The organism is Oricola sp. (assembly GCF_965230365.1).
In the GTDB taxonomy this organism is placed as follows: Bacteria; Pseudomonadota; Alphaproteobacteria; order Rhizobiales; family Rhizobiaceae; genus Oricola.
Map to the genome: position 1 here is coordinate 3,295,216 of NZ_OZ246003.1, position 21,737 is coordinate 3,316,952.

General features: G+C 63.4%; 25 protein-coding genes and 1 riboswitch. Of the genes, 10 read left to right on the top strand and 15 right to left on the bottom strand.

Annotated features, from left to right (window positions below; genetic code table 11):
* Both ACO06R_RS16035 and ACO06R_RS16040 read right to left on the bottom strand, forming a co-directional pair.
* Nucleotides 1–1,551, bottom strand: coding sequence for an L-aspartate oxidase (locus ACO06R_RS16035; RefSeq protein WP_421852209.1), 1,551 nt, complete (start codon nt 1,549–1,551; stop codon nt 1–3).
* 60 nt (nt 1,552–1,611) lie between these two features.
* The gene (locus tag ACO06R_RS16040; RefSeq protein WP_421852212.1) at nt 1,612–1,950 is read right to left on the bottom strand and encodes a winged helix-turn-helix transcriptional regulator; all 339 of its coding nucleotides are present in this window, start codon (nt 1,948–1,950) and stop codon (nt 1,612–1,614) included.
* Nucleotides 1,951–2,056: 106 nt separating this feature from the next.
* Here ACO06R_RS16040 and ACO06R_RS16045 point away from each other — a divergent pair, with 106 nt between their 5' ends.
* Complete coding sequence (locus ACO06R_RS16045) at nt 2,057–2,353, top strand: hypothetical protein (RefSeq protein ID WP_421852215.1); 297 nt, start codon at nt 2,057–2,059, stop codon at nt 2,351–2,353.
* 10 nt (nt 2,354–2,363) lie between these two features.
* On the opposite strand, the gene nadA is transcribed toward ACO06R_RS16045, so the two are convergent.
* Nucleotides 2,364–3,440: a quinolinate synthase NadA gene (nadA, locus tag ACO06R_RS16050; RefSeq protein ID WP_421859451.1), complete on the bottom strand. Its 1,077-nt coding sequence runs from the start codon at nt 3,438–3,440 to the stop codon at nt 2,364–2,366.
* A gap of 179 nt (nt 3,441–3,619) precedes the next feature.
* On the opposite strand from nadA, the gene ACO06R_RS16055 reads away from it, so the two are divergent.
* The 5 genes from ACO06R_RS16055 (at nt 3,620) to ACO06R_RS16075 (ending at nt 6,785) form a co-directional block, all read left to right on the top strand.
* Nucleotides 3,620–3,952, top strand: a complete 333-nt coding sequence (locus tag ACO06R_RS16055; RefSeq protein WP_421852218.1) for an ArsR/SmtB family transcription factor — start codon at nt 3,620–3,622, stop codon at nt 3,950–3,952.
* Nucleotides 3,953–3,964: 12 nt separating this feature from the next.
* The gene (locus ACO06R_RS16060) at nt 3,965–4,462 is read left to right on the top strand and encodes an arsenate reductase ArsC (protein ID WP_421852221.1); all 498 of its coding nucleotides are present in this window, start codon (nt 3,965–3,967) and stop codon (nt 4,460–4,462) included.
* Between the two features lie 25 nt (nt 4,463–4,487).
* Nucleotides 4,488–5,006 (top strand): arsenate reductase ArsC, encoded by a 519-nt coding sequence (locus ACO06R_RS16065; protein WP_421852224.1) that lies wholly within the window; start codon nt 4,488–4,490, stop codon nt 5,004–5,006.
* 8 nt (nt 5,007–5,014) lie between these two features.
* Entirely contained in the window at nt 5,015–5,743 is a 729-nt protein-coding gene (gene arsH / locus ACO06R_RS16070; protein WP_421852227.1) for an arsenical resistance protein ArsH, read from the top strand.
* A gap of 93 nt (nt 5,744–5,836) precedes the next feature.
* A riboswitch (cobalamin riboswitch) is annotated at nt 5,837–6,048 on the top strand.
* Nucleotides 6,049–6,101: 53 nt separating this feature from the next.
* Nucleotides 6,102–6,785, top strand: coding sequence for an energy-coupling factor ABC transporter permease (locus ACO06R_RS16075; RefSeq protein WP_421852230.1), 684 nt, complete (start codon nt 6,102–6,104; stop codon nt 6,783–6,785).
* Nucleotides 6,786–6,857: 72 nt separating this feature from the next.
* Here the strand turns inward: ACO06R_RS16075 and ACO06R_RS16080 are convergent, their stop codons facing one another.
* Nucleotides 6,858–9,587: a DUF2339 domain-containing protein gene (locus tag ACO06R_RS16080; protein WP_421852233.1), complete on the bottom strand. Its 2,730-nt coding sequence runs from the start codon at nt 9,585–9,587 to the stop codon at nt 6,858–6,860.
* A gap of 185 nt (nt 9,588–9,772) precedes the next feature.
* Between ACO06R_RS16080 and ACO06R_RS16085 the strand changes: the two genes are divergently transcribed.
* Nucleotides 9,773–11,011, top strand: a complete 1,239-nt coding sequence (locus tag ACO06R_RS16085; RefSeq protein ID WP_421852236.1) for an MFS transporter — start codon at nt 9,773–9,775, stop codon at nt 11,009–11,011.
* A gap of 2 nt (nt 11,012–11,013) precedes the next feature.
* The gene (locus ACO06R_RS16090; RefSeq protein WP_421852239.1) at nt 11,014–11,547 is read left to right on the top strand and encodes a TlpA family protein disulfide reductase; all 534 of its coding nucleotides are present in this window, start codon (nt 11,014–11,016) and stop codon (nt 11,545–11,547) included.
* Between the two features lie 6 nt (nt 11,548–11,553).
* On the opposite strand, the gene ACO06R_RS16095 is transcribed toward ACO06R_RS16090, so the two are convergent.
* The 10 genes from ACO06R_RS16095 to rpoZ form a co-directional block, all read right to left on the bottom strand.
* The gene (locus ACO06R_RS16095) at nt 11,554–12,066 is read right to left on the bottom strand and encodes a PaaI family thioesterase (protein WP_421852242.1); all 513 of its coding nucleotides are present in this window, start codon (nt 12,064–12,066) and stop codon (nt 11,554–11,556) included.
* Nucleotides 12,053–12,808 carry a DNA repair protein RecO gene (gene recO, locus ACO06R_RS16100; RefSeq protein ID WP_421852245.1) on the bottom strand — a complete coding sequence of 252 codons (756 nt, stop codon included), beginning with the start codon at nt 12,806–12,808 and terminating at the stop codon, nt 12,053–12,055. The genes ACO06R_RS16095 and recO overlap by 14 nt, the downstream gene beginning before the upstream one ends.
* 15 nt (nt 12,809–12,823) lie before the next feature.
* Nucleotides 12,824–13,741 carry a GTPase Era gene (era, locus tag ACO06R_RS16105; RefSeq protein ID WP_421852248.1) on the bottom strand — a complete coding sequence of 306 codons (918 nt, stop codon included), beginning with the start codon at nt 13,739–13,741 and terminating at the stop codon, nt 12,824–12,826.
* Nucleotides 13,734–14,447, bottom strand: a complete 714-nt coding sequence (gene rnc / locus ACO06R_RS16110) for a ribonuclease III (protein ID WP_421852251.1) — start codon at nt 14,445–14,447, stop codon at nt 13,734–13,736. Before rnc ends, era begins: the two co-directional genes overlap by 8 nt.
* Complete coding sequence (lepB, locus tag ACO06R_RS16115) at nt 14,444–15,187, bottom strand: signal peptidase I (RefSeq protein WP_421852254.1); 744 nt, start codon at nt 15,185–15,187, stop codon at nt 14,444–14,446. The genes rnc and lepB overlap by 4 nt, the downstream gene beginning before the upstream one ends.
* Before the next feature lie 101 nt (nt 15,188–15,288).
* Nucleotides 15,289–15,687 (bottom strand): holo-ACP synthase, encoded by a 399-nt coding sequence (acpS, locus tag ACO06R_RS16120; RefSeq protein WP_421852257.1) that lies wholly within the window; start codon nt 15,685–15,687, stop codon nt 15,289–15,291.
* Complete coding sequence (locus tag ACO06R_RS16125) at nt 15,684–16,262, bottom strand: DUF2062 domain-containing protein (RefSeq protein ID WP_421852260.1); 579 nt, start codon at nt 16,260–16,262, stop codon at nt 15,684–15,686. Before ACO06R_RS16125 ends, acpS begins: the two co-directional genes overlap by 4 nt.
* 114 nt (nt 16,263–16,376) lie before the next feature.
* Nucleotides 16,377–16,955 carry an orotate phosphoribosyltransferase gene (pyrE, locus tag ACO06R_RS16130; RefSeq protein WP_421852263.1) on the bottom strand — a complete coding sequence of 193 codons (579 nt, stop codon included), beginning with the start codon at nt 16,953–16,955 and terminating at the stop codon, nt 16,377–16,379.
* A gap of 22 nt (nt 16,956–16,977) precedes the next feature.
* On the bottom strand, nt 16,978–19,257 hold the full coding sequence (locus ACO06R_RS16135) for a RelA/SpoT family protein (protein ID WP_421852266.1): 2,280 nt from the start codon (nt 19,255–19,257) through the stop codon (nt 16,978–16,980).
* 93 nt (nt 19,258–19,350) lie between these two features.
* Complete coding sequence (gene rpoZ / locus ACO06R_RS16140; RefSeq protein WP_421852269.1) at nt 19,351–19,731, bottom strand: DNA-directed RNA polymerase subunit omega; 381 nt, start codon at nt 19,729–19,731, stop codon at nt 19,351–19,353.
* Nucleotides 19,732–19,987: 256 nt separating this feature from the next.
* On the opposite strand from rpoZ, the gene ACO06R_RS16145 reads away from it, so the two are divergent.
* Entirely contained in the window at nt 19,988–20,575 is a 588-nt protein-coding gene (locus tag ACO06R_RS16145; RefSeq protein WP_421852272.1) for an NYN domain-containing protein, read from the top strand.
* A 31-nt stretch (nt 20,576–20,606) separates the two neighbouring features.
* Nucleotides 20,607–21,260 (top strand): uracil-DNA glycosylase, encoded by a 654-nt coding sequence (locus ACO06R_RS16150; RefSeq protein WP_421852275.1) that lies wholly within the window; start codon nt 20,607–20,609, stop codon nt 21,258–21,260.
* On the opposite strand, the gene smpB is transcribed toward ACO06R_RS16150, so the two are convergent.
* Nucleotides 21,257–21,736 (bottom strand): SsrA-binding protein SmpB, encoded by a 480-nt coding sequence (gene smpB / locus ACO06R_RS16155; RefSeq protein ID WP_421852278.1) that lies wholly within the window; start codon nt 21,734–21,736, stop codon nt 21,257–21,259. The genes ACO06R_RS16150 and smpB overlap by 4 nt on opposite strands.
* Between the last annotated feature and the right edge of the window lies 1 nt (nt 21,737).

The window sequence follows — 21,737 nt, forward strand, 5'->3', positions numbered from 1 at the left end:
TCAGTTCTCCAGCAGATCGGGAATCGTCTTTTCCGCCTGATCGAGCGTCAGCAGCGTGCGGCGCTTCCAGGCATCGTTCTCGGTCGGAAAATCGGTGCGGAAGTGTCCGCCGCGGCTTTCCTCGCGGTTGAGGGCGGCGACAGCGATCAGCTTCGCCGTGGTCAGCACATTGCGGAAACGCTCGGTCTCGGCTCCCTCCTCCAGTTCGAGGATGGTGCGCAGCGCAGCGCGCATGCCGTCGCGGTCGCGCAGCACGCCGAGATTGGCGCTCATCGCCTGGCGAAGCGCCTTCATCTGGTGGCTGTCGGTATAGGTTTCGCCAGAGTCGCTTGCAACCGAGCCGGCCTGCCAGCCGGCGGGCGCGCCTTCGGCCCCCGGCTTCAGCGCCTCGGCGATGCGCTCGGAAAACACCACCGCCTCCAGCAGCGAGTTCGACGCCAGCCGGTTGGCGCCATGCGCACCGGTCGACGTCACCTCGCCACAAGCCCACAGCCCCGGCAGCGAGGTGCGGCCGTCGATGTCGGTCCAGATGCCGCCCATGAAGTAATGGGCCGCCGGCACGACCGGGATCGGCTCGGTCACCGGATCGATACCCGCATCGCGGCAATAGCCGTGGACGGTCGGGAACTCGTTGGCGAAACCCGCGCCAATGGCGTCGCGGCAGTCGAGAAACGCGCCGCGCCCAGCCGTGATTTCGGCAAAGATGCCACGCGCCACCTCGTCGCGCGGCGCCAGTTCGGCGTCCGGGTGCAATGCCACCATGAAACGCTCGCCGGAACTGTTGACGAGCGTCGCGCCGTGGCCGCGCAGCGCTTCGGTGGCGAGCGGCGCCGGATCGAGGCCGACATCGATGGCGGTCGGGTGAAACTGCACGAACTCCATATCGGCCATGCGCGCCCCAGCGCGCGCCGCCATGCCGATGCCGCCGCCGCGCGCTTCCGCCGGATTGGTCGTGACCTCATAGAGATGGCCGACACCGCCCGCTGCGACGACGACGTTTGCGCCGCGTACCGTGATCGTCTTGTCGCCCGCCCCGGCTTCATCGCGCGCGACAAGCCCGCAAACGCGGCCGTTCTCGACGATCAGCTTCTCGGCGACATGGCCTTCCAACAAGCGGATCGACGGCGTCTTGCAGACGGCGGCTACCAGCGCCTCCATGATTGCCCGGCCCGCCATGTCGCCGCGCACCCGCACGATCCGGCTGTGCGAATGCGCCGCCTCGCGGCTGACCTGAAGCCGGCCTTCGAGATCCCGGTCGAACGGGACGCCATATTCAAGCAGGTCATGCACCCGGGCCGATGCTTCCGTTGCCATCAGCCGCGCCACCGCCTCGTCGACGATGCCGTCGCCGGCGGCAATCGTATCGCGGACATGGTCTTCGACCGTATCGCCCTCGCCGATCGCAGCCGCTATGCCGGCTTGCGCCCAGGCCGACGAAGCACCGCGCCCGATCGGCGCGGCGGCGACCACCGTAACCGCCTTGGGTGCAAGCTTGAGCGCGCAAAAGAGCCCGGCAAGTCCTCCGCCAACAATGATAACCGGATCAGGCATTTACACGACTTTCCGAAGGCGACCGTTCAGTTCCGAACGATCGATGCTGTCCGCAGGTTTTCATGGCTGGTCCGGCTGCCCGATCGCCGGATAGGTCTCGCGCCAGGCATGCAGCGCCAGGAAAACCGGCATCAGTGCGCGACCGGCTTCCTCCAGCCCGTATTCGACGCGCGGCGGCACTTCGGGGAAGACCGTTCGGTTGACGAGGCCCGCCGCCTCCAGATCGCGCAACGTCCGCGTCAGCGTCTTCTGGCTGACACCCGGCATCTCGCGCATCAGCGCGCCGAAGCGAAGCGGCGTGTCGGAGGCGATCAGAGCCCGCAATACGAGCAGCTTGTAGCGGCTGCCGAGCACATTGACCGACTGATAGATCCCACAGTCTGCAATGTTTCTTTCCATTTGTTTGCTAGGTGACATCGATTACCCTACTTGCCGGAATATACCTTCCCACGATACGTTTTCCGCGGGGCAATGTGAACAGGTTGAAGAGCGGAGGCATTCCGAAATGGGTTCGCAGATCATCGAATACTCCTATTCCGGCGACGAGGCGGCCTGGCGCCAGTCCATCGAAAGTTTCCATGACAACATCGCCGCCGACGCGGTGTTGCGCGAAGGCTTCACCTACCAGGTGTTCGTGCGCGAGGACGGCGCGACCCGTGTTCATGTGCCGGTCTGGCGCGACCCATCAGTGCTCGAGCATCTGCGTGCGCAGCCCTTCTTCAAGGAGTTCGCCGCCCAGGTGAAAGACTTTGCGGGTGGCGAGATCACATATACCAAGCCGGTGCTGGAGACCACGCCCTGAACGAACGCCGTCAGTTCTGCAGATTCACCATGCGCTCGACGGCCAGACGAGCGCGCCCGGCGATGGCCGGATCGACGGTCACCTCCTCGGTCATCGAGCACAGCGCATCGAGGATTTTCGGCAGCGTGATCCGCTTCATGTGCGGGCACAGATTGCAAGGCTTGACGAACTCAACATCCGGCACCTCGCCGGCGATGTTGGATGCCATCGAGCACTCTGTCACCAACAGCACCTTGGGCGGACGCCGGTCGCGCACATAGTTGATCATGCCGGAGGTCGAGCCGGCATAGTCGGCGATCTCCACCACTTCGCGCGGGCATTCGGGATGGGCGATGATCTCGATTTCGGGATCGGCTTCGCGATAGGCCAGCAGTTCATCGGCCGAAAACCGTTCATGCACCTCGCAATGACCCTTCCAGGTCAGGATCTTCACATCCGTTTGGGCGGCAACATTGATGGCGAGGTATTCATCGGGGATGCACAGCACCGTGTCAGCGCCGAAGGATTCGACCACCTGGACGGCATTTGACGAGGTGCAGCAGATGTCGGTTTCGGCCTTTACCTCGGCAGACGTATTGACATAGGTGACCACCGGCACGCCCGGATAGCGCTCGCGCAGCAGCCGCACATCGGCGCCGGTAATCGATTCCGACAGCGAACATCCGGCCTTCATGTCCGGGATCAGCACTGTCTTTTCCGGGTTCAGCAGCTTCGAGGTCTCGGCCATGAAATGCACGCCGCATTGGACGATGATCTCGGCGTCGACCTTCGTCGCCTCCTTGGCGAGTTGCAGCGAGTCGCCAACGATATCGGCAACGCAGTGAAAGATTTCCGGCGTTTGATAGTTGTGGGCCAGGATGACCGCGTTACGCTGCTGCTTTAGCCGGTTGATGGCCGCGATATAGGGTGCGAACACCGGCCACTCGATCTCCGGAATATGATGGCGGACGCGCGGGTAAAGATGCGCGGTCTCCCGTTCCACTTCGCGGTTCCATTCCAGCACTGGACGCTGGACCACGCCGAAGCGTTTCGCCGCCGTTGCCTCCGGTTGCGCTTGTGCATGCGCCTCCTGCCCCAAGTCCTGCATCATTCCTCCCGAATACACTCCCAGCGCATTACTTGAGTAGCAGCCGGGTTTACAAGTTAGCAGACTGTTGTGGCAGAATTAGCGGCTTCCGATCAATTCCAAAATCCAACCGTGCGGCGCGCGCCAACGTCACAGGTGGTGAACTTGACAGCAGACGATATATCAATAATTCTCGAAATATGGATAAATCAGACGCAATCGCCTCATTGGGTGCGCTCGCGCAGGAAACGCGCCTCGATACCTTCCGCCTGCTGGTCAAGCGCGGCGAGGTCGGCATGGCCGCCGGCGAGATCGCCGAAGTGCTCGACGTCCGGCAAAACACCATGTCGGCCAATCTGGCCGTTCTGGCCCGCGCCGGTCTGGTGCGCAGCGAGCGCGAGGGCCGCGTCATCCGCTATTTCGCGGATTTTGATGGCATGCGCGACCTGCTGGGATTTCTCATGGAGGATTGCTGTGGCGGCAATCCCGAACTCTGCCAACCCGTACTGGATGAACTCGTTTGTGCCTGTTGAAGGAGGCTTGCAATGTCTGACAAGGTATTCAACGTTCTGTTCCTCTGCACCGGCAATTCCGCCCGGTCTATTCTTGCCGAAGCCATTATCGGCCGCGAAAGCATGGGCCGGTTCAAGGGCTTCTCCGCCGGCTCCCACCCAAAGGGTGACGTGCATCCTTACGCGCTTGAGCTTCTCGAACAGTTGAATTTCGACACCGGCTTCGCGCGCTCCAAGAGCTGGGACGAATTCGCCGGTCCGGACGCGCCGGTGATGGATTTCGTGTTCACGGTCTGCGACCAGGCCGCTGCCGAAGCCTGCCCGGTCTGGCCCGGCCAGCCGATGTCGGCGCATTGGGGCGTCCCGGACCCGGCCGCCGTCGACGGCAACGAAGCCGAGAAACACCTGGCATTCTCCGAAGCCTTCCGCATGCTGACAAACCGGATCTCGATCTTCACCAACCTGCCGATCAGCGCGCTCGACAGCCTGACGCTGCAAAAGGAACTGGACGCGATCGGGCGGACGGGCTAGCAAACCCCGAACCTGCGGGAAAACAATGCAAAACATCCTCATCCTGTGCACCGCCAATTCGGCGCGGTCGATCCTTGGCGAGGCCGTCCTCGCCAAGCTCGGCGAAGGCCGTGTCAATGCGTTTTCGGCCGGCTCGACACCGCGCGGCGAGCCCAATCCCGACGGCCTCGCCCTGCTGGGCGAGTACGGCTACGACACGTCGGCGTTCCGCTCCAAGTCGTGGAACGAGTTCGAGGGTGCCGACGCGCCCAAGATGGATATCGTCATCACGGTCTGCGACAACGCCGCCGGCGAGACCTGCCCGCTTTGGCCTGGCGCGCCGGTGCAGGCGCATTGGGGTATCGGCGATCCCGCCGGCAAGGGCGAGAGTGCTGAAGAGCGCCGCGCCGCTTTCGCGGAAACCTATGCACTTTTGGAAGCCCGCATCCTGGCGCTGATGGCATTGCCCTTCGAGGCGATGAATCCCGACGACCTGAAGGCCGCGCTCAATACGATCGGCGCGATGCCGGGCGCGACGGATCTCGCCGCGGCGGGCGCGGCGTAAGGCAATTCATGGACTGGAGCGACGACAAGAGCCTGCCCAACCTGGCCGGCGACCTTCTGCATCCAATCGACCGGGAGCAATTGTTCGACACGCCGCGCGCGACCCATCCGCCGCGCGTGCTGATGCTCTACGGCTCTTTGCGGAAGCGCTCCTTCAGCCGTTTTCTCAGCTTCGAAGCGGCCCGCATTCTCGACCGGCTCGGCGCCGAAGTGCGCGTGTTCGATCCGAGCGGCCTGCCGCTGCCCGATTCGGTCGATCCCGATCATCCCAAGGTGAAGGAATTGCGGGATCTGTCGATCTGGTCGGAGGCGCAGGTCTGGTGTTCGCCGGAACGCCACGGCGCCATGTCGTCGGTGATGAAGACGCAGATCGACTGGCTGCCATTGTCGCCGATCGGCGGTATTCGCCCGACCCAGGGCCGCACGCTGGCGCTGATGCAGGTTTGCGGCGGATCGCAGAGCTTCAACGCAGTCAACCAGATGCGCATTCTCGGCCGCTGGATGCGGATGATCACCATCCCGAACCAGTCTTCGGTCGCCAAGGCGTGGCTGGAGTTCGAAGACGACGGCCGAATGAAGCCCTCCGCCTATTACAACCGGGTTGTCGACGTCATGGAGGAACTGGTGAAGTTCACGCTGCTGACGCGCGATGTCAGCCCCTATCTGACCGACCGCTACTCCGAACGCGCCGAGACGGTGGAAGAAGTCCACAAGCGCGTCGGATTGAAGAACATCTGATATCGCAAGCCGGCGGCCGCGCCCTCGCCGCCGCCATGTCGGCTAGGCACTGTCCTGCGACGCAATGTCGATTGCCGAAGCTACCGAACTCCTGTAGGCACCTCGATCGCGGGTTCCGTAACGGCAAATCCGTTCGGATGAAAAGGGAACACGGTAGGGATGACCCAAAAGGGGCCCGATCCGCGACTGCCCACGCAACTGTGAGCGCAGAGCCTCATCCATAGCGCCACTGGGAACACTCCCGGGAAGGCGGATGTCGGCGATGAAGCGCGAGTCAGGAGACCTGCCCGCATCTACCAACCGGCGGCGCATAACGCGCCGGCCGTTTTATGCACGATGGGTGCAGAAAGGAACTGACATGCATATCGAAGCCGGCGTCGTCGACGGCGCCAAGATCGTTCTCTCCTACGCAACCGCCGCCGCCTCTTTCGGACTGATTGGCAAGATGGCGTTCGACACCATTCGCAATGATGGCGGTATTGTCTCGCTTGCCGCGCGATCGGTCGTGACCACGGCTCTCGTCTTTTGCTTCTTCGAGATCCTGCCGCACTACCCGGTCGGCGTGTCGGAGGTCCACTTCATCCTCGGATCGACGCTTTACCTGATCTTCGGCGCCGGACCGGCAGCCGTCGGTCTGGCGCTCGGTCTTCTGGTACAGGGCGTCTTTTTCGCACCCTTCGATCTGCCGCAGTATGGCATCAACGTCACCACGCTGATTGTGCCGCTATTCGCCATGACCCTGCTGGCGCGCCGGATCATACCGGCAAACACGCCCTATCGCGACGTGAAGTACCTCCAGGCACTGGCACTATCGACATCCTACCAGGCCGGTATCGTTGCCTGGGTGGCCTTCTGGGCATTCTATGGTTCGGGCTTCGGCGCCGGGAACCTGGCGAGCGTCGGCTCGTTCGGCATCGCCTATATGAGCGTCATCATTTTGGAGCCGCTCGTCGATCTTGCCGTTCTGGCAATCGCCAAGAACGCGCATCACCTGACCGACAACGTGCTGTTCCAGCGCCGGCTGCACCACATCGCGGGCTGACGAAAGCGCGCGGTCGGCACCATTCGGCCATCAACCGCGATCAGCGCCCACCGGCCATGCCGGTGGGCGTTTTCAATCCTGTTCCTGCGTTTTCTGCGGGCGCAGGACAACGCGCTGATAGAAGCGCCCGATGGCGACGAGCGACAGGCCGAGGCCGATGAACGAAATCGCGCGCAGCACGCCGGTCAGCGCTGTCATGTCGAGCAGGAAGACCTTGCACACGGTCAGCGCGATCACCGCCGCAGACGCGAGGCGGACCGGCAGCGACTTCAGGTAGAGACCGAGTGGCAACAGGCAGGCGCCGAGCGCCAGCCAGATTGCCGAGTAGGTCCACAATTCCAGATCGGAGGTGCCCCGCCAGAAGCCGATCCGGCTGCCCTGGAATCCATGCCTTACCGTGAAGGTGAAGAACGCGAAGCCCAGCAAACCGGCTAACAGCGCATAGCCGAGCGTGTACCAGCGCGGACGCACCGGACGCGCCATCAGCGCGACGATGCCGGCAAGGACCGCGGTCAGGAAATAGGCCGGCAAGAGCAGGTTGAACACCGCTGTCGCGCCGACTTCGTCGCCGGTGACCAGCGGATTGAAGAAAACGAACAGACCAAGCGCGATCATCGCCGCGCTGAGGCCGCCGAACACGATCGACGCCCTGTCGAATATCCTCGCATTCGCATAACGCGCAAGGCGCTGCAGGCCGATGGCGAAACTGAGCGCCGCGATCGTCTGGACCGCCATGTCGGCGAGCCCGAACCTGCCGCCGGTGATTTCCCCACCGTTGATCCAGTGCCGCAACTGCAGGGCGACGAACAGGCCGAGCAGCGCGAGACCGATGGCGGTGACCGCCGCGCCCGGCCGGCCCGCGCCGCCGCGGCGCAGCAATTCGCCCGCATAGAGCACGGCTGCAGCCGGCAGGCCGACGATGATGATCAGGCGGTTGAGAAACGGGATCGTTCCGATGGTCTCGCCGGCAAACGGCATGCTGGACCACAGCCCCAGCGCGGCGAGCAGGCTCGCCGCGAGCGCCAGCCAGGGCAACGCCTTCAACGGCCGCGACCGCCACACCCAGGCAATCCCGGCGGCGGCCAGCGCAAGACCGAAGGGCAGCCAGGTGCCCGACAGCGACACGCCGAGCGCAAAGGCGATCAGCGCGGCGCTGGCGACGGCGAACGCCGCCGGGGCCGGCGCCGACCAGTCGTCGGGGCGCATCCGCGTGAAAACTTCCGTCATGAGCGCGAAGAACAGCGCCAGCGCCAGCGAAGCGGCGCCGAACAGCACATGGGTTTCGAAGGGTGCGATGCGCAAGTATGCGATCACCGGTGAAAAGACGCCGATCAGCGACACGGCAATGGCGAGCTTTCCGGTCATGCGCGGCGCGCTCGCTGCGGCCCGTCTTGCGGCTGTCAGCGCAAGCGCGCAAACCGGCACCGCGACAACCCCGATGGCCGCGACATAGGCGCCGATATTGGCGGGTACGAGCAAGTCCCCCGGATCTTCACCCACCCCGTAGAGCGCCAGATAGGGCGCGTATGGCAGATCGATGGCGGCGACCGAGATCAGCACGACAAACGCCGCCGCGCCCGCTACCGCCGACATCGCCGGCCAGAAACCCGCCGTGGCGATCATCAGGCCGGCAACCGCCAGTCCGGCAGCCGCGGCTGGAAAATCCCCGGAACCGGCTGCATGCAAGGCGTAGACAAGCGCCAGCAACCAGAAGGCGACCAGGGCGGGCCGATGCGCCTTGCGGTCCTCGGGCGGTACGGGCCGGTCGGCCTTCTCCCAGGCGAATGTCGCCGCATAAACCGCCGCAAGCCCGGCGAGCAGCACGGCGGCCCACAAAGGCGCGAGCCCGTCCGGGACCGTGAGCAGCAGCGCGGCCCAAATGGTGCCGCCGACAACGCCGCCGAAGGCCAGCCACAACCAGTCGCGAATGCGCGCCACCGTCATGACAGACGCGGTGACAATCAGCGTGTGGGCGGCCAGCGCAAAGGCGCTCGGAGCGTCGGAAGACACCAGTACCGGCGCGCCATAGGCACCGAGCAAGCCGATGGCGGCCAGCTTCGGGCCGTGGATTGCCGACAAGAGCAGGCTGGCGATACCGATGGCGGTCAGGCCGGCAAAGGCGAATGCGGGTCCGACAAAACCATAGAGGGCGTGGGCGGCGAACAGCGTTCCGAACGCGCCGACGGCACCCGCCCCGGTCAGAACGCCGGGAATGTCGGCACTGCGGAACACCGGCGCCTGCACCTCCCGGTCGCGGCGGCGAAGCCATTCGCCGGCGGCGAACAGGCCGGCAGAGAGCATAACACCTGCCGCGATCCGCGCGCCCGGTCCCAGCAACCCCGCCTCGATGGAATACCGCACCAGAAAGAGCGCGCCGAGCGCGATGGCAACACCGCCGAGGATGACCGACCAGCTGGCGCCGAGCAGCCTTTCGATATCGGCGGCGGAGCGGCGCGGCGCGGCAGGCTCGGATTCGGGTTCAGCCTCCGAAGGCGCCGCAAGCAAGCTTTCCGGCAAGGCGACCGGTTCGGCATCCGGAACGGACCGGGCTGCGGGCGCGTCAGAGGCTTCATCGCCTGCCCTTGCTGCCGGACGCGCGCCCCAGGGACCGGCGGCCTGCGCATCGGCCTCAGGCTCGGGTTCTGCTTCGGTCTCGGCCTTGCGTTCATCGATGGCGATGCCGGCGCGCCGCAAGGCATTGCGCAACTCGTCGAGCTCACGCTGCACTTGCCGCGTTTGCGCGATCGCGCTGCGCAGCCAGAATGCCAGAATAATCGCGAAAATCGCAAAAAGGACGTTCATGCCGGCCTCGCCGAAATTGCCCCGCCACGTTTTCGGGCAGATGCGGCCCGAATGTCCACCCAAATTATGACGTTTGGGAAGAAAAATGGCAGGCCGAGGTTAAGTCAGGCTGATTGATACCATCACAACATTTGACTTGGCTGACTGGTCTGCGCGTTCTAACTCTGCAGGCCGGAGGATTGGCCATGAGTGCTCAAACCGCAGATGCCGCGCGTGAACCGTCCTATCCGTGGCTGATCATCGCCGCAGGCTGCCTGATCGCGGCGCTGACCTTCGGCCCGCGCTCGGCGATGGGCTTTTTCCAGATTCCGATGCTGAACGAGACCGGATGGACACGCTCCGAGTTCGGACTCGCCATGGCTATTCAGAACCTGATGTGGGGGCTCGGACAACCGTTCTTCGGCGCGCTTGCCGACAAGCAGGGCACATGGCGCGTGCTGGCGCTTTCCGGGCTGATCTATGCCGCCGGCCTTTTGATGATGGCCTCACCGGAAAGCATCTGGTTCCTGCATATTGGCGGCGGCCTTCTGGTGGGCCTCGGCGTCGCGTCGGGCTCCTTCGGCATCATTCTTGCCGCGTTTGCGCGCAACGTCACGGCAGAGCAGCGCTCGCTTGTTTTCGGCATGGGCACCGCCGCCGGTTCTGCCGGCATGTTCCTGTTCGCGCCGTTCAGCCAGATGCTGATCGACAACCTCGGCTGGTCGGATTCGCTGCTCGTCATGTCGGCGCTGATGCTGATCGTCCCGATCCTCGCCATTCCGTTGCGCGGCAATTCCTCGTCGGGAACGCAAAGCCAGGCGGACATCGACCAGTCGATTGGCGAAGCGCTGCGCGAGGCATTCAGCCACCAGAGCTACCTGCTGCTGACCGCAGGCTTCTTCGTCTGCGGCTTCCAGGTCGCCTTCATCACCGCCCACTTCCCCGCCTATATCAACGATATCGGCATCGATGCGCGTTACGCGGTGATCGCGATCGCGCTGATCGGCTTCTTCAACATCATCGGATCGCTCGCCTCCGGCGTAATCGGCCAGAGATACTCAAAGCCGATCTTCCTGGCCCTGATCTATATCGGCCGCTCCATCGCCGTGACCGCCTTTCTGCTGCTGCCGCAGTCGGGCATGTCCGTCACCATATTTGCCATCGCCATGGGCCTGCTCTGGCTGTCCACCGTGCCGCCGACCAACGCGCTGGTGGCGATCATGTTCGGTACCCGCTATCTCGGCATGCTGGGCGGCATCGTGTTCCTGACGCACCAGATCGGCTCGTTCCTCGGCGTCTGGATGGGCGGCTATCTCTATGACGTTTACGGCACCTACGATCCGGTCTGGTGGCTCGGCGTGGCGCTTGGCATCTTTGCGGCAATCGTGCATTGGCCGATCCGAGAGCGGCCGGTCGAGCGCCCCGGCCTGGCGGCCGCCGAGTAACGATGCGCGCCGTCATCACCGCTGCCCTGCTCGTCGCCGCCGCCCTGCCGGCGGTCGCCGATGGCGCGGATTGCGGCTGGATCGAGGAAAAGCCGCGCCAGCTTCCCTTTGCCGATATCGAGGTCGGCAATCTGGTTGGCCACACGCATGTGCTGGCCGACTTCCTGCCCCTGGACCGGCCCGTGATCCTGCATGTCTGGGCGACCGATTGTAAGGATTGCCGGACAGAACTGCCCCAGTTGGCGGATTACGCCGCAAACCTCAAACGGCAGGCGCGCCGCGACAGCCTGATCGTCATCGCCGCCGATCCCGCTCCGGCAGCAACGATCACCCGCTTTGTGAACGATCTCGGCCTCGACGGCTTCATCACACTGCATGACCGTCAGGACCGGCTGGAGGACGCATTCGGTTTCCCCGGCCTGCCGGCGACCCTTGTCGTCGATGCCAGCGGACATCTTATCGCCCGGCGCGACGGCCCCTATCGCTGGGCCGAAGCGCCGTGCCGGGCCGCGCTTGATACGTTCATTGCCGAATAGGCGAACCTACTGCTTGATCGGGAAGATCGAGCAGGTCTCCGTGCCGAATGCGAGGATGCGGTCGCGCCCGTCAATGACCCGGCATTCCGACACACCGATGGTGCGGCCACGGCTGACAATGGTCGCCACACAGGTCACCTCGCCGGTATCCGGCATGATCGGGCGCAGAAGGTTCACCTTGAACTCGGCCGTCGTATAGGCCTCGCCGGGCTTAAGCGTCGTCTGGACGGCGCAGCCAAGCGCCGAGTCCATCAGCGTCGCCGCCCAGCCGCCATGGACGACACCCAGCGGATTGAGGACCCTTTCGCTCGGCATGCCCTTGAAGACCGCCCTGCCCTCGTCGACCTCGACCAGCGCGAAGGCGAGCGTCTTGGAAATCGGCGGCGCCGGCACATCGCCGGCGATCAGCGCGCGCAGGCTATCGAGCCCGGACCGCGTGGCGAGCATGTCGCGCGGGATAATGCCGAAGCCTCCCTTGGCGACCACGCCGGGATAGATTTCCAGATCAGTGTCCGTCATCAGCTGGTTCCTCCTTCATCAGGGCCCGCCGGACGGCGGCCGCAAAGCCGGCGCGTTCGCCGGGTTCCTTCAGTCCGCGGGGACCGTAGATGTGTCGCTCCAGGAAATAGCCGGTCAGCCGGAACGCCTGATCCATGGTCTCCGCATCGACATCGCCGCCTGTCCGGCCGGCAAGAAAATCCGGCAGGGCCAGCATCCGGTCGCGATAGGGCTCGCCGGCTTCCCGGCTTACTGCCCGCCCGCTTTTCGGCGAGACGTAGACAAGCTCGTCCGTCCGGCCCGTCCCGGCGCAGCTGGCGAGATCCAGCCCAAAGCCAAGCTCCTCCAGCAGCCGCAGTTCGAAACGCACCATCAGCGGGCCGGCAATCGCCGGTTCGGCCAGATGCTCGATGATCACCTTGATCGCGCCGTAAAGCTCGCTGTGACGGTCGCGCTCCGGCAGCAGCCGCAGGTGACAGCCGAGCAGCTGGATGCCGTAGATCCCGGCGGGGTGCTCCATCAGCCGCGCCGCCATGAGCGAGACCGGCTCGACCTGGTAGGTTCCGAGATGCTCCTCGAGCCGGGCGCGCCAGATCAGGTCGACCGCGTTGCCGGGTTGCAGCACTGGTTGCATGCGCCGCGAGCGGCCGCCGCGCACCAGCCCGAGATGGCGGCCGCGCATTTCGGTCATCACCTCAAGAATCAAGCTGGTTTCGCCATGCTTGCGCGTGCCGATGATGATGCCGTGATCGCGCCACTCCATGGCCGCGAGATTGCTTTACCCGTCTGAAATGTCCAGCCCCATTTGCTGGTAACGCTCGGGATCGTTGCCCCAGTTCCCGCGAACCTTGACAAAAAGGAACAGGTGCACGGGTTGCTCCAGTATTTCGGCAATGTCCTTGCGGGCCGACGCGCCGATCGCCTTGATCGTCTCGCCCTTGTGGCCGAGCACGATCTTTTTCTGGCTGTCGCGCTCGACATAAACAACCTGGTCGATGCGCACGGAGCCGTCCTTGCGCTCCTCCCATTTCTCGGTTTCCACCGTGGAGGCGTAGGGCAGTTCCTGATGCAGCCGCAGGTAAAGCTTCTCGCGGGTAATCTCGGCGGCAAGCTGGCGCATCGGCAGATCGGATATCTGGTCCTCCGGATAGTACCACGGACCTTCCGGCACCGTCCTTGCAAGCGCGTTCAACAGATCGTCGCAACCCGAACCGTTGAGCGCGGAGATCATGAAGGTTTCGTCGAACGCAATGCGTTCGTTCAGGGTCTTGGCGAGCTCCAGCAGCACCGGCGGTTCGACCGTGTCGACCTTGTTCAGCACCAGGTATTTGGGCTGCCTGACCGAGCCGAGCATCTCCAGCATGCGCTCCTCGTCCTCGCGCACGCCCTTGCGCGCATCGATCAGCACCAGCACGACATCCGCATCGCGCGCGCCCGACCAAGCGGTCGTGACCATGGCCCGGTCGAGCCGCCGCTTCGGCGCAAAAATACCTGGCGTATCGGTGAACACGATCTGGGCGTTGTCGACGGTGGCGATGCCGCGCACCAAGGCACGCGTCGTCTGCACCTTGTGCGTGACGATCGAGACCTTGGCGCCAACAAGCTGGTTGACCAGGGTCGATTTGCCGGCATTGGGCGCGCCGATCATCGTCACAAAGCCCGAGCGGGTCGCATTCGGCTGGTCGGTTTCACTCATCGCCGCGCACATCTTCCCTGATCAGCATCTTTTCCGCAGCGGCCTGCTCGGCGGACCGCTTGGACCGCCCCTCTGCTTCCACCGGTTTCAATGACCCCACCGCCACCGCGACGCGAAACACAGGGTCGTGGTCGGGTCCGTCGCGCGACAACACGTCGTAGGTCGGCGTCACCGCATGCTCGCGATGCGCCCATTCCTGCAATTCGGTCTTGGGGTCGCGGCGCGCCGCTGTCGGCGTTGCCGCGCGATCCTGCCAGTAACGCCGGATGAAGGGACGCACGGCGTCGAGGCCGCCATCCAGATAGATTGTCGCGATCAGCGACTCGACCACATCGGCGCGCAGGTTCTTCTTGTGGCTTTCGCGCAACTGGCGAACATCCGACCCGGCGCGTATCAGATCGCCGAGCCGCAGTTCGTCGGAGACTTCCGCCAGCGTATCGGCATTGACGAGCTGGTTCAGCCGCACCGACAGTTCACCCTCATTGGCGGCGCGGAAATCGGCCATCAGCATCTCGGCGATGCAAAGGCCGAGCACGCGGTCGCCGAGAAACTCCAGCCGCTCATAGTCGCGGCCACCGCGGTCGCGCGCACTGGCGTGGGTCAGCGCGCGGCGCAGCCGCTCATGGTCGAGAAACTGATGCCCGGTGCGCTCCTGAAGTTCGCGCAGCGCCTCGGGCGCGATGGCGGGCTTGGCCTGCCTGGTCATCTCTGCGCTGAACTGAAGAAGCGTCCGATGCGCAGCTCAGCCGGCCAGCGCCAGACTTCTAGCGGCGACGCCCCGCCGGCGATCGAGAAGAACACGATGTTGGCGCGGCCGAGGAAGTTCTCCAGCGGCACCGTGCCGACGCCCATCCGGCTGTCATTGGAGTTGTCGCGGTTGTCGCCCATCATGAAGTAGTGGCCTTCGGGGATGGTGAACTCGCGGGTGTTGTCGCCCGGCGCGCGCGGCGACAGGTCCAGCGTGTTGTAGCTGACGCCGTTGGGCAGCGTCTCGCGGTAAACGTCGACCGGGCGCGTTTCCTCGGTGATGTCCACATTGTCGATCTGCCCGGTCAGCTCGCGCTGGATGGCCTCGCCATTGATGAAAACCTGACCGTCGCGGACCTGGATGCGTTCGCCCGGCAGGCCGATGACGCGTTTGATGAAAACGATGTTCGTTACCGGATGCTTGAAAACGGCGACATCGCCGCGGGCCGGGTCGCCCGACCATACGCGGCCGGGAAACAGGTTCGGCGAGAACGGCAGCGAGTGGCGCGAATAGCCATAGGAGAGCTTGGACACGAACAGGTAGTCGCCCTCCAGCAGTGTGGGCCGCATGGAGCCGCTGGGGATCGAGAAGGGCTGGAACAGCAGGGTGCGGATGATCAGCGCGAGGATGAGCGCCTGAAAGATGACCGAAATCAACTCACCGAATGAATTGTGCTTGGTTTCTGTTGTATCAGCCAAAACTGCTTATCCTTCGTTGCGCTCGCCGCGCGACGGCGATTCGGTCCGGGCGGTCTTAACGTCTCGGCGGAACCGCCGCAATTCTCTTCTCGTAATGTGCTTTACTCGGCAATGGCCTCGATGATCACAAAAGCCTGAGCCAGCGGTATGTCATCGGTGATCGTTACGTGGATGACGGGGCGATGCCCTCGCGGCATCATTGCTTCCAGCCTGGCGGCAGCGCCGCCGGTCAGCCGCATTGTCGGTTTGCCGCCCGGTTCGTTGACGACTCCCATGTCGCGCCAGAAAACGCCGCGCGAAAGCCCGGTTCCGAGCGCTTTTGAACACGCTTCCTTGGCCGCGAATCGCTTGGCGTAGGAGGCCGCGCGCTGCCGCCGGCGGTCCGATTTCGCCCGCTCTATTTCGGTGAAAACGCGGTGAGTAAAGCGGTCGCCAAACCGCTCCAGCGACCGCTCGATACGTCTGATATCGATCAGATCGCTGCCGAGGCCGATGATCATCCGCCGAACTCCGGATTGGCCGAGACACCAGCGGCCTGCTCCAAACGCAGTCTGCGGCGGTGCTGGAACGCGGCAACGGCGAATCGCGTCAGGACGTAGAGCGCGGCAGCCACCGCGAGACCGAGCGGCACGCCGCCCACAATCATCGGCTTGAAGATCGGATCCCAAAGCGCGGTCAGTTCCCCGGTTTCCCAGATCTTGCCGAGGCGGACGGGCGGACCATCCGTCCCCGCGGTGCTGTTACCGAGGATCGCCCTGCCTGTGCCGTGCGTGGCGGCCCAGATGGCGGGAAATGTCAGCGGATTGCCGACGGCCGTGCCCAGCGCGGCGGCAATCATGTTGCCGGCGAGCAGCCATGCGATGGCGAAGGCAAGCAGGAAATGCAGCCCCATGAACGGGGTAAAGGACGCAAAGGCGCCGGCGGCGACACCGGCGGCGATGGCATGCGGCGTCGCCTTGATGCGCAGCATGCGCTTCCAGTAATAGCGGAACGAACGCGCATAGTTGCGGCGTGGCAGGAGCCAGACGCGCATGCGCCCGTGCCATTGCTCGCGGTCCCTGCGCTTGAAGATCATTGCGGTTTCGCCACTCCAGAAAAACGCCGCGCGCCGAAGGACGCACCCGGCGCGGCAGGCCATCGGTGCAAGGTAGTATGCCCGTTATGCGCCATCAAGGTTATCGTTTGCACATCAGAGGTTTCGGCTGCCGGGCTTGACCGGCTCTATCGCCGCCAATTCTGGCGGCAATTGGTCCGCCGGATAGGCCGGAACTTCATATTCGGCAAGCGCGATCAGCGGTACGCCGACCTCCGCTTTTCCAGCCGACCGGTCGATCAGGCAGCCGGCGGCGAGCACTTCCGCGCCAATGGTGCGCAGGCTTTCGACGGTTTCGCGGATCGACAGGCCAGTGGTCACGATATCCTCGATGATGACGACGCGCGCGCCCTGGGCGATCTCGAAACGGCGCAGCTTGAAGACCCCGTCCTGGCGCTCGACCCAGATCGCCGGGGCGCCGAGATGGCGCGATGTCTCGTAGGCCGGGATGATCCCGCCGACCGCCGGTCCGACGACATAATCGATCTGGCCGAGATCGGCGGCCGTGATCTTTTCGGCCAGCGCGCGGCACAGCGTTTCTGTCTTGTCCGGATGCATGAAGACCCGCGCCTTCTGCAAAAACACCGGACTGCGCAGCCCCGACGTCAGGATGAAGTGACCATGCAACACCGCGCCGGCGCTTTCGAACACGGCCAAAACGTCCTCGGTCTTCATGCAATATCCTTTCGGTTCGCGGTCAATTGCTGGTCCGTTCGGCGGTGCTCACGGCATCGGCATCGCGCAGGCGGCCGATCACGGCATTCAGGTGCTTCAGGTCCCAGACTTCGAGATCGAAGATCATTTCGGTGAAGTCGGGGGCGGTGCGCACCATCGACAGGGTGTGGATGTTGGCGTCCAAATCGCCGATGATCTGGGCGATATCGGCGAGCGAGCCCGGCGCGTTGATCGCGGTAACGACAATCTGGGCGGCAAACCGCCGGCGACCGGAGCCTTCCAGGTCCCAGCGCACGTCGATCCAGCGTTCAGGCTGGTCGTCGAAGGCGGCCAGGGCCGATGACTGGATCGGATAGATGGTGATGCCCTTGCCGGGCGTCGAAATACCGATAATCCGGTCGCCGGGAACAGCGCCTTCCGGCGCAAAGCGCACCGGCATGTCGCTTGCCGCGCCACGGATCGGCACGGCCTGGGCAATTGCCTCGGATGCGGCGACGGCGACACCGTCCTCCGCATTGTCGGAACCGGGAATGCGAAACATCATGCCCGACGCATTGGTCAGGTTGAACCAGCCATCGCCCTCGACGCCTGCAGCCGGCAGCGAAACCGGCTTGGCTTCCTCATATTCCGGGAACACGGCGCGCACCACATCATCAGACGGGATTTCCCCGCGCCCGACGGCGGCCAACACATCCTCGATATCCTTGAAGCCGAGGCGCTTGACACCAGGCTTCAGACCATCGCGGGAAAACGCCTTGCCGGCGCGTTCGAATGCACGGTCGAGGATCCGGTGGCCCAGGCCGGCATATTGCTTGCGGATCGCCATGCGGGCCGCGCGCCGAATCGCCGAGCGCGCCTTGCCGGTGACGACGACCTGCTCCCAGGCAATCGGTGGCGTCTGCGCATCGGAGCGCACGATCTCCACCTCGTCACCGTTCTGCAGCCGTGTCACCAGCGGCATGATCCGGCCGTTGATTTTCGCGCCGACACAGGAATTGCCGATATCGGTATGCACCGCATAGGCGAAATCGACCGGGGTCGCGCCGCGCGGCAGCGCAATGAGCCGACCCTTCGGCGTGAAGCAGAACACCTGATCCTGGAACAGCTCCAGCTTGGTGTTCTCCAGAAACTCCTCCGGATTGTCGCCTTCGCTCAGCGACTCGATGGTGCGCCGAAGCCAGGCATAGGCGTTGGTGTCCTTGGAGACCGAGAAATCGACATCGCCGACCTGGCCGTTGGACACTTGTCCATTGGCCTTTCCGGCCACCGACGCATCCTTGTAGATCGCGTGCGCGGCGACCCCGTATTCGGCAACGCGGTGCATCCTGCGCGTTCGAATCTGCAATTCGACACGTTGTTTCGACGGCCCGACAATGGTCGTGTGGATCGAGCGGTAGTCGTTCTGCTTCGGTGTCGAGATGTAATCCTTGAAGCGTCCGGGAACGGTGTTCCAGCGGCGATGCACGACACCGAGCGCCCGATAGCAGTTGTCCTCGCTGTCGACGATGATGCGAAAGCCGAACACGTCTGACAATTGCTCGAAGGACAGGGCCTTGGATTCCATCTTGCGGAACACCGACCAGGGCTTCTTCTGCCGGCTGTAGACCTTTGCTTCGATACCGTTCTCCGCCAGCAGGTTGTACAGCGTCTCGGTAATCTCGCCCAGCGTCTCGCGGTTATAGGTGTTCAGGTCGACCAGGCGGCCGGTGATGGTCCGGTAGGCCTCGGGATTGATATTGCGGAATGCCAGGTCCTCCAGTTCCTCGCGCATGTCCTGCATCCCCATGCGGCCGGCCAGCGGCGCATAGATGTCCATCGTCTCTTCGGAAATGCGGGTGCGCTTGTGCTCGGGAACATGTTCCAGCGTGCGCATGTTGTGCAGGCGGTCGGCGAGCTTGACCAGCAGCACGCGCACATCGTCGGCAATCGCCAGCAAAAGCTTGCGCAGGTTTTCCGCCTGTGCGGCGCGCTTGGAGACGAGATCGAGCTTGTTGAGCTTGGTCAGGCCATCGACCAGCCGGCCGATATCGTCACCGAACATTTCTTCGATTTCGCGGCGTGTCGCCGATGTGTCCTCGATCGTGTCATGCAGCAGGCCAACGGCCACCGTGCTTTCGTCGAGGCGCATTTCGGTGAGGATCGCGGCGACTTCCAGAGGATGCGAGAAATACGGATCGCCTGACGCCCTTTTCTGGTCGCCATGCTTCTGCATGGCGTAGACATACGCCTTGTTCAAAAGGGCTTCGTTGACCTCGGGCTTGTAGCGCTGGATACGCTCGACAAGCTCGTATTGCCGCATCATTTTCGGCGGACCTCACGGAAAAGCGCGCGGACGCAAGGTCCACGCGCTCTATTATAGGCGAGCAGGTAGCAGCCTTGAAGGCTGCAATCCGGCTCACAGATCGTCGGATTTCTCCGGCGGAACCAGACCCTCGATACCGGCGAGCAGTTCTTCTTCGCTCATGCGGTCGAATGTCAGCGCCTCGGGGGCATCCTCAGTCTCGTCGGCAGCAGCCGTATCGACGATATCGTTTTCCGGCTCATCGACCTCGACATGCTTTTGCAGCGAGTGGATCAGATCTTCGCGCAGGTCGCCCGGCGAAAGGGTCTGGTCGGCGATTTCGCGCAGCGCAACCACGGGGTTCTTGTCGTTGTCGCGCTCGACGGTGATCTGCGATCCCTGCGACACCTGGCGGGCGCGATGCGCGGCCAGGAGAACGAGATCGAAGCGGTTTTCAACCTTGTCGATACAATCTTCGACGGTAACGCGTGCCATTTGCGTTCCTTTGCATCAATTTTGCCGGAAATCACGTCCCGAAGGACTTCTGACGTCGCTATAGCGGCTTCCATCGAAAAGCGCAACTCGCGGTGCGCGTGCCTGATTTCGACCGCATTTCGACCACCCAATGAAGTTTACGTCACGACACAATACTGCCTGCTTTGTGCTAAAAAAAGACTTGTATGACGTTACGTTAAAGCAGTAATCAGAGTTGTTTGGCCTTGGCTTTGCTGTTTTTCAATGAGGTATACGGATGTTCGATTCTCGTGAAAAAATTGCTCTTTTTATTGATGGAGCGAATCTTTACGCCGCCGCGAAGGCACTTGGTTTCGATATCGACTACCGAAAACTCCTGAAGGCGTTCCAGTCACGGGGCTATCTGCTGCGTGCATATTACTACACGGCGCTTGTGGAAGATCAGGAATATTCATCGATTCGTCCGCTGATCGACTGGCTGGACTACAATGGCTACAAGGTTGTAACAAAGCCGGCCAAGGAGTTCACCGACTCTATGGGCCGCCGCAAGATCAAGGGCAACATGGACATCGAATTGACCATCGACGCCATGGAGCTTGCCGACACGGTGGACCACACCGTCATCTTCTCGGGCGATGGTGACTTCCGTTCGCTGGTCGAGGCCCTGCAACGGCGCGGTCGCAAGGTCAGCGTCGTGTCGACGCTTTCCACCCAGCCGCCGATGATCGCCGACGATCTGCGCCGGCAATCCGATCACTTCATCGATCTGAAGAGCCTGAAGGACGAGATCGGCCGCGACGCCGCCGACCGGCAAGTCGCGCGAGCACCGCAGCTGGATCCCGAAGAGGAACTCGAGGACTATTGACCGTCATACGCACCGCAGCTAGTCGCGATGCATGAACCCGGCCGAGCCCTCCCCCGACTGCGCCCACTGTCCGCGCCTGCATGATTTCATTGCCGGATGGCGGGAACGCGAGCCCGGCTGGCACAATGCGCCGGTGCCGACATGGTGCGATCTGGACGGGCCGCACGACATCCGATTGTTGATAGTCGGCCTTGCTCCCGGACTGCGTGGCGCCAATCGCAGCGGACGGCCATTTACCGGCGATTTCTCCGGTGAACTCCTGCATGCGACACTGAAGAAACACGGTCTTGCAGAGGTCGATTTGGAGGCTCGCGCGAACGACAGTTTGCGATTGAAACGGACGGCGATCACCAATGCGGTGCGGTGCGTGCCGCCGGAAAACAAGCCGACCGCGTCCGAGATCAATACATGCCGCACGTTCCTGCAGGCGACCATCGCCCGCTTCAAACGACTGCAGGCGATTGTCACGCTGGGCAAGATCGCGCACGATTCGACCGTGAGAGCGCTCGGCGGTCGCGTCGCCGCGCATCGCTTCGGCCACGGCGCGATCAGTGAAATCGATGGTCTGAAGCTGTTTTCCAGCTATCACTGTTCGCGTTACAACACCAATACGGGAGTGTTGACACCTGAGATGTTCGACAGCATTTTCAATAACGTGGCGTCTTATGTTGAAGCATCAAATTAGCCGCGCTCGCGCATCAGCCGAGCCTTTTCGCGGCCCCAGTCGCGCTTCTTCTCGGTCTCGCGTTTGTCGTGCACCTTCTTGCCGCGCGCGATCGCCACTTGCAGCTTGGCGCGGCCGCGATCGTTGAAATAGAGCTTCAAGGGCACCAACGTCATGCCCTCGCGGTCGGCGGCTTGCGCCATCTTCGCCATCTCGCGCTTGTGCAGCAGCAGTTTGCGGCGGCGGCGCGTGTCGTGGTTGAACCGATTGGCTTCGGTGTATTCCGGGATATAGCTGTTGATCAGCCAGATCTCGCCGTCCTCCTCCGACACATAGCTTTCGGCGATATTGGCTTCGCCATTGCGCAACGCCTTGACCTCGGTGCCCTGCAAGACGATGCCGGCCTCCGTGGTGTCGAGGATCTCGTAGTTGTAGCGCGCCTTGCGGTTGTCCGCGATCGGTTTGCGCGACGTGTCGCTGTTCTTCGATTTCGCCATG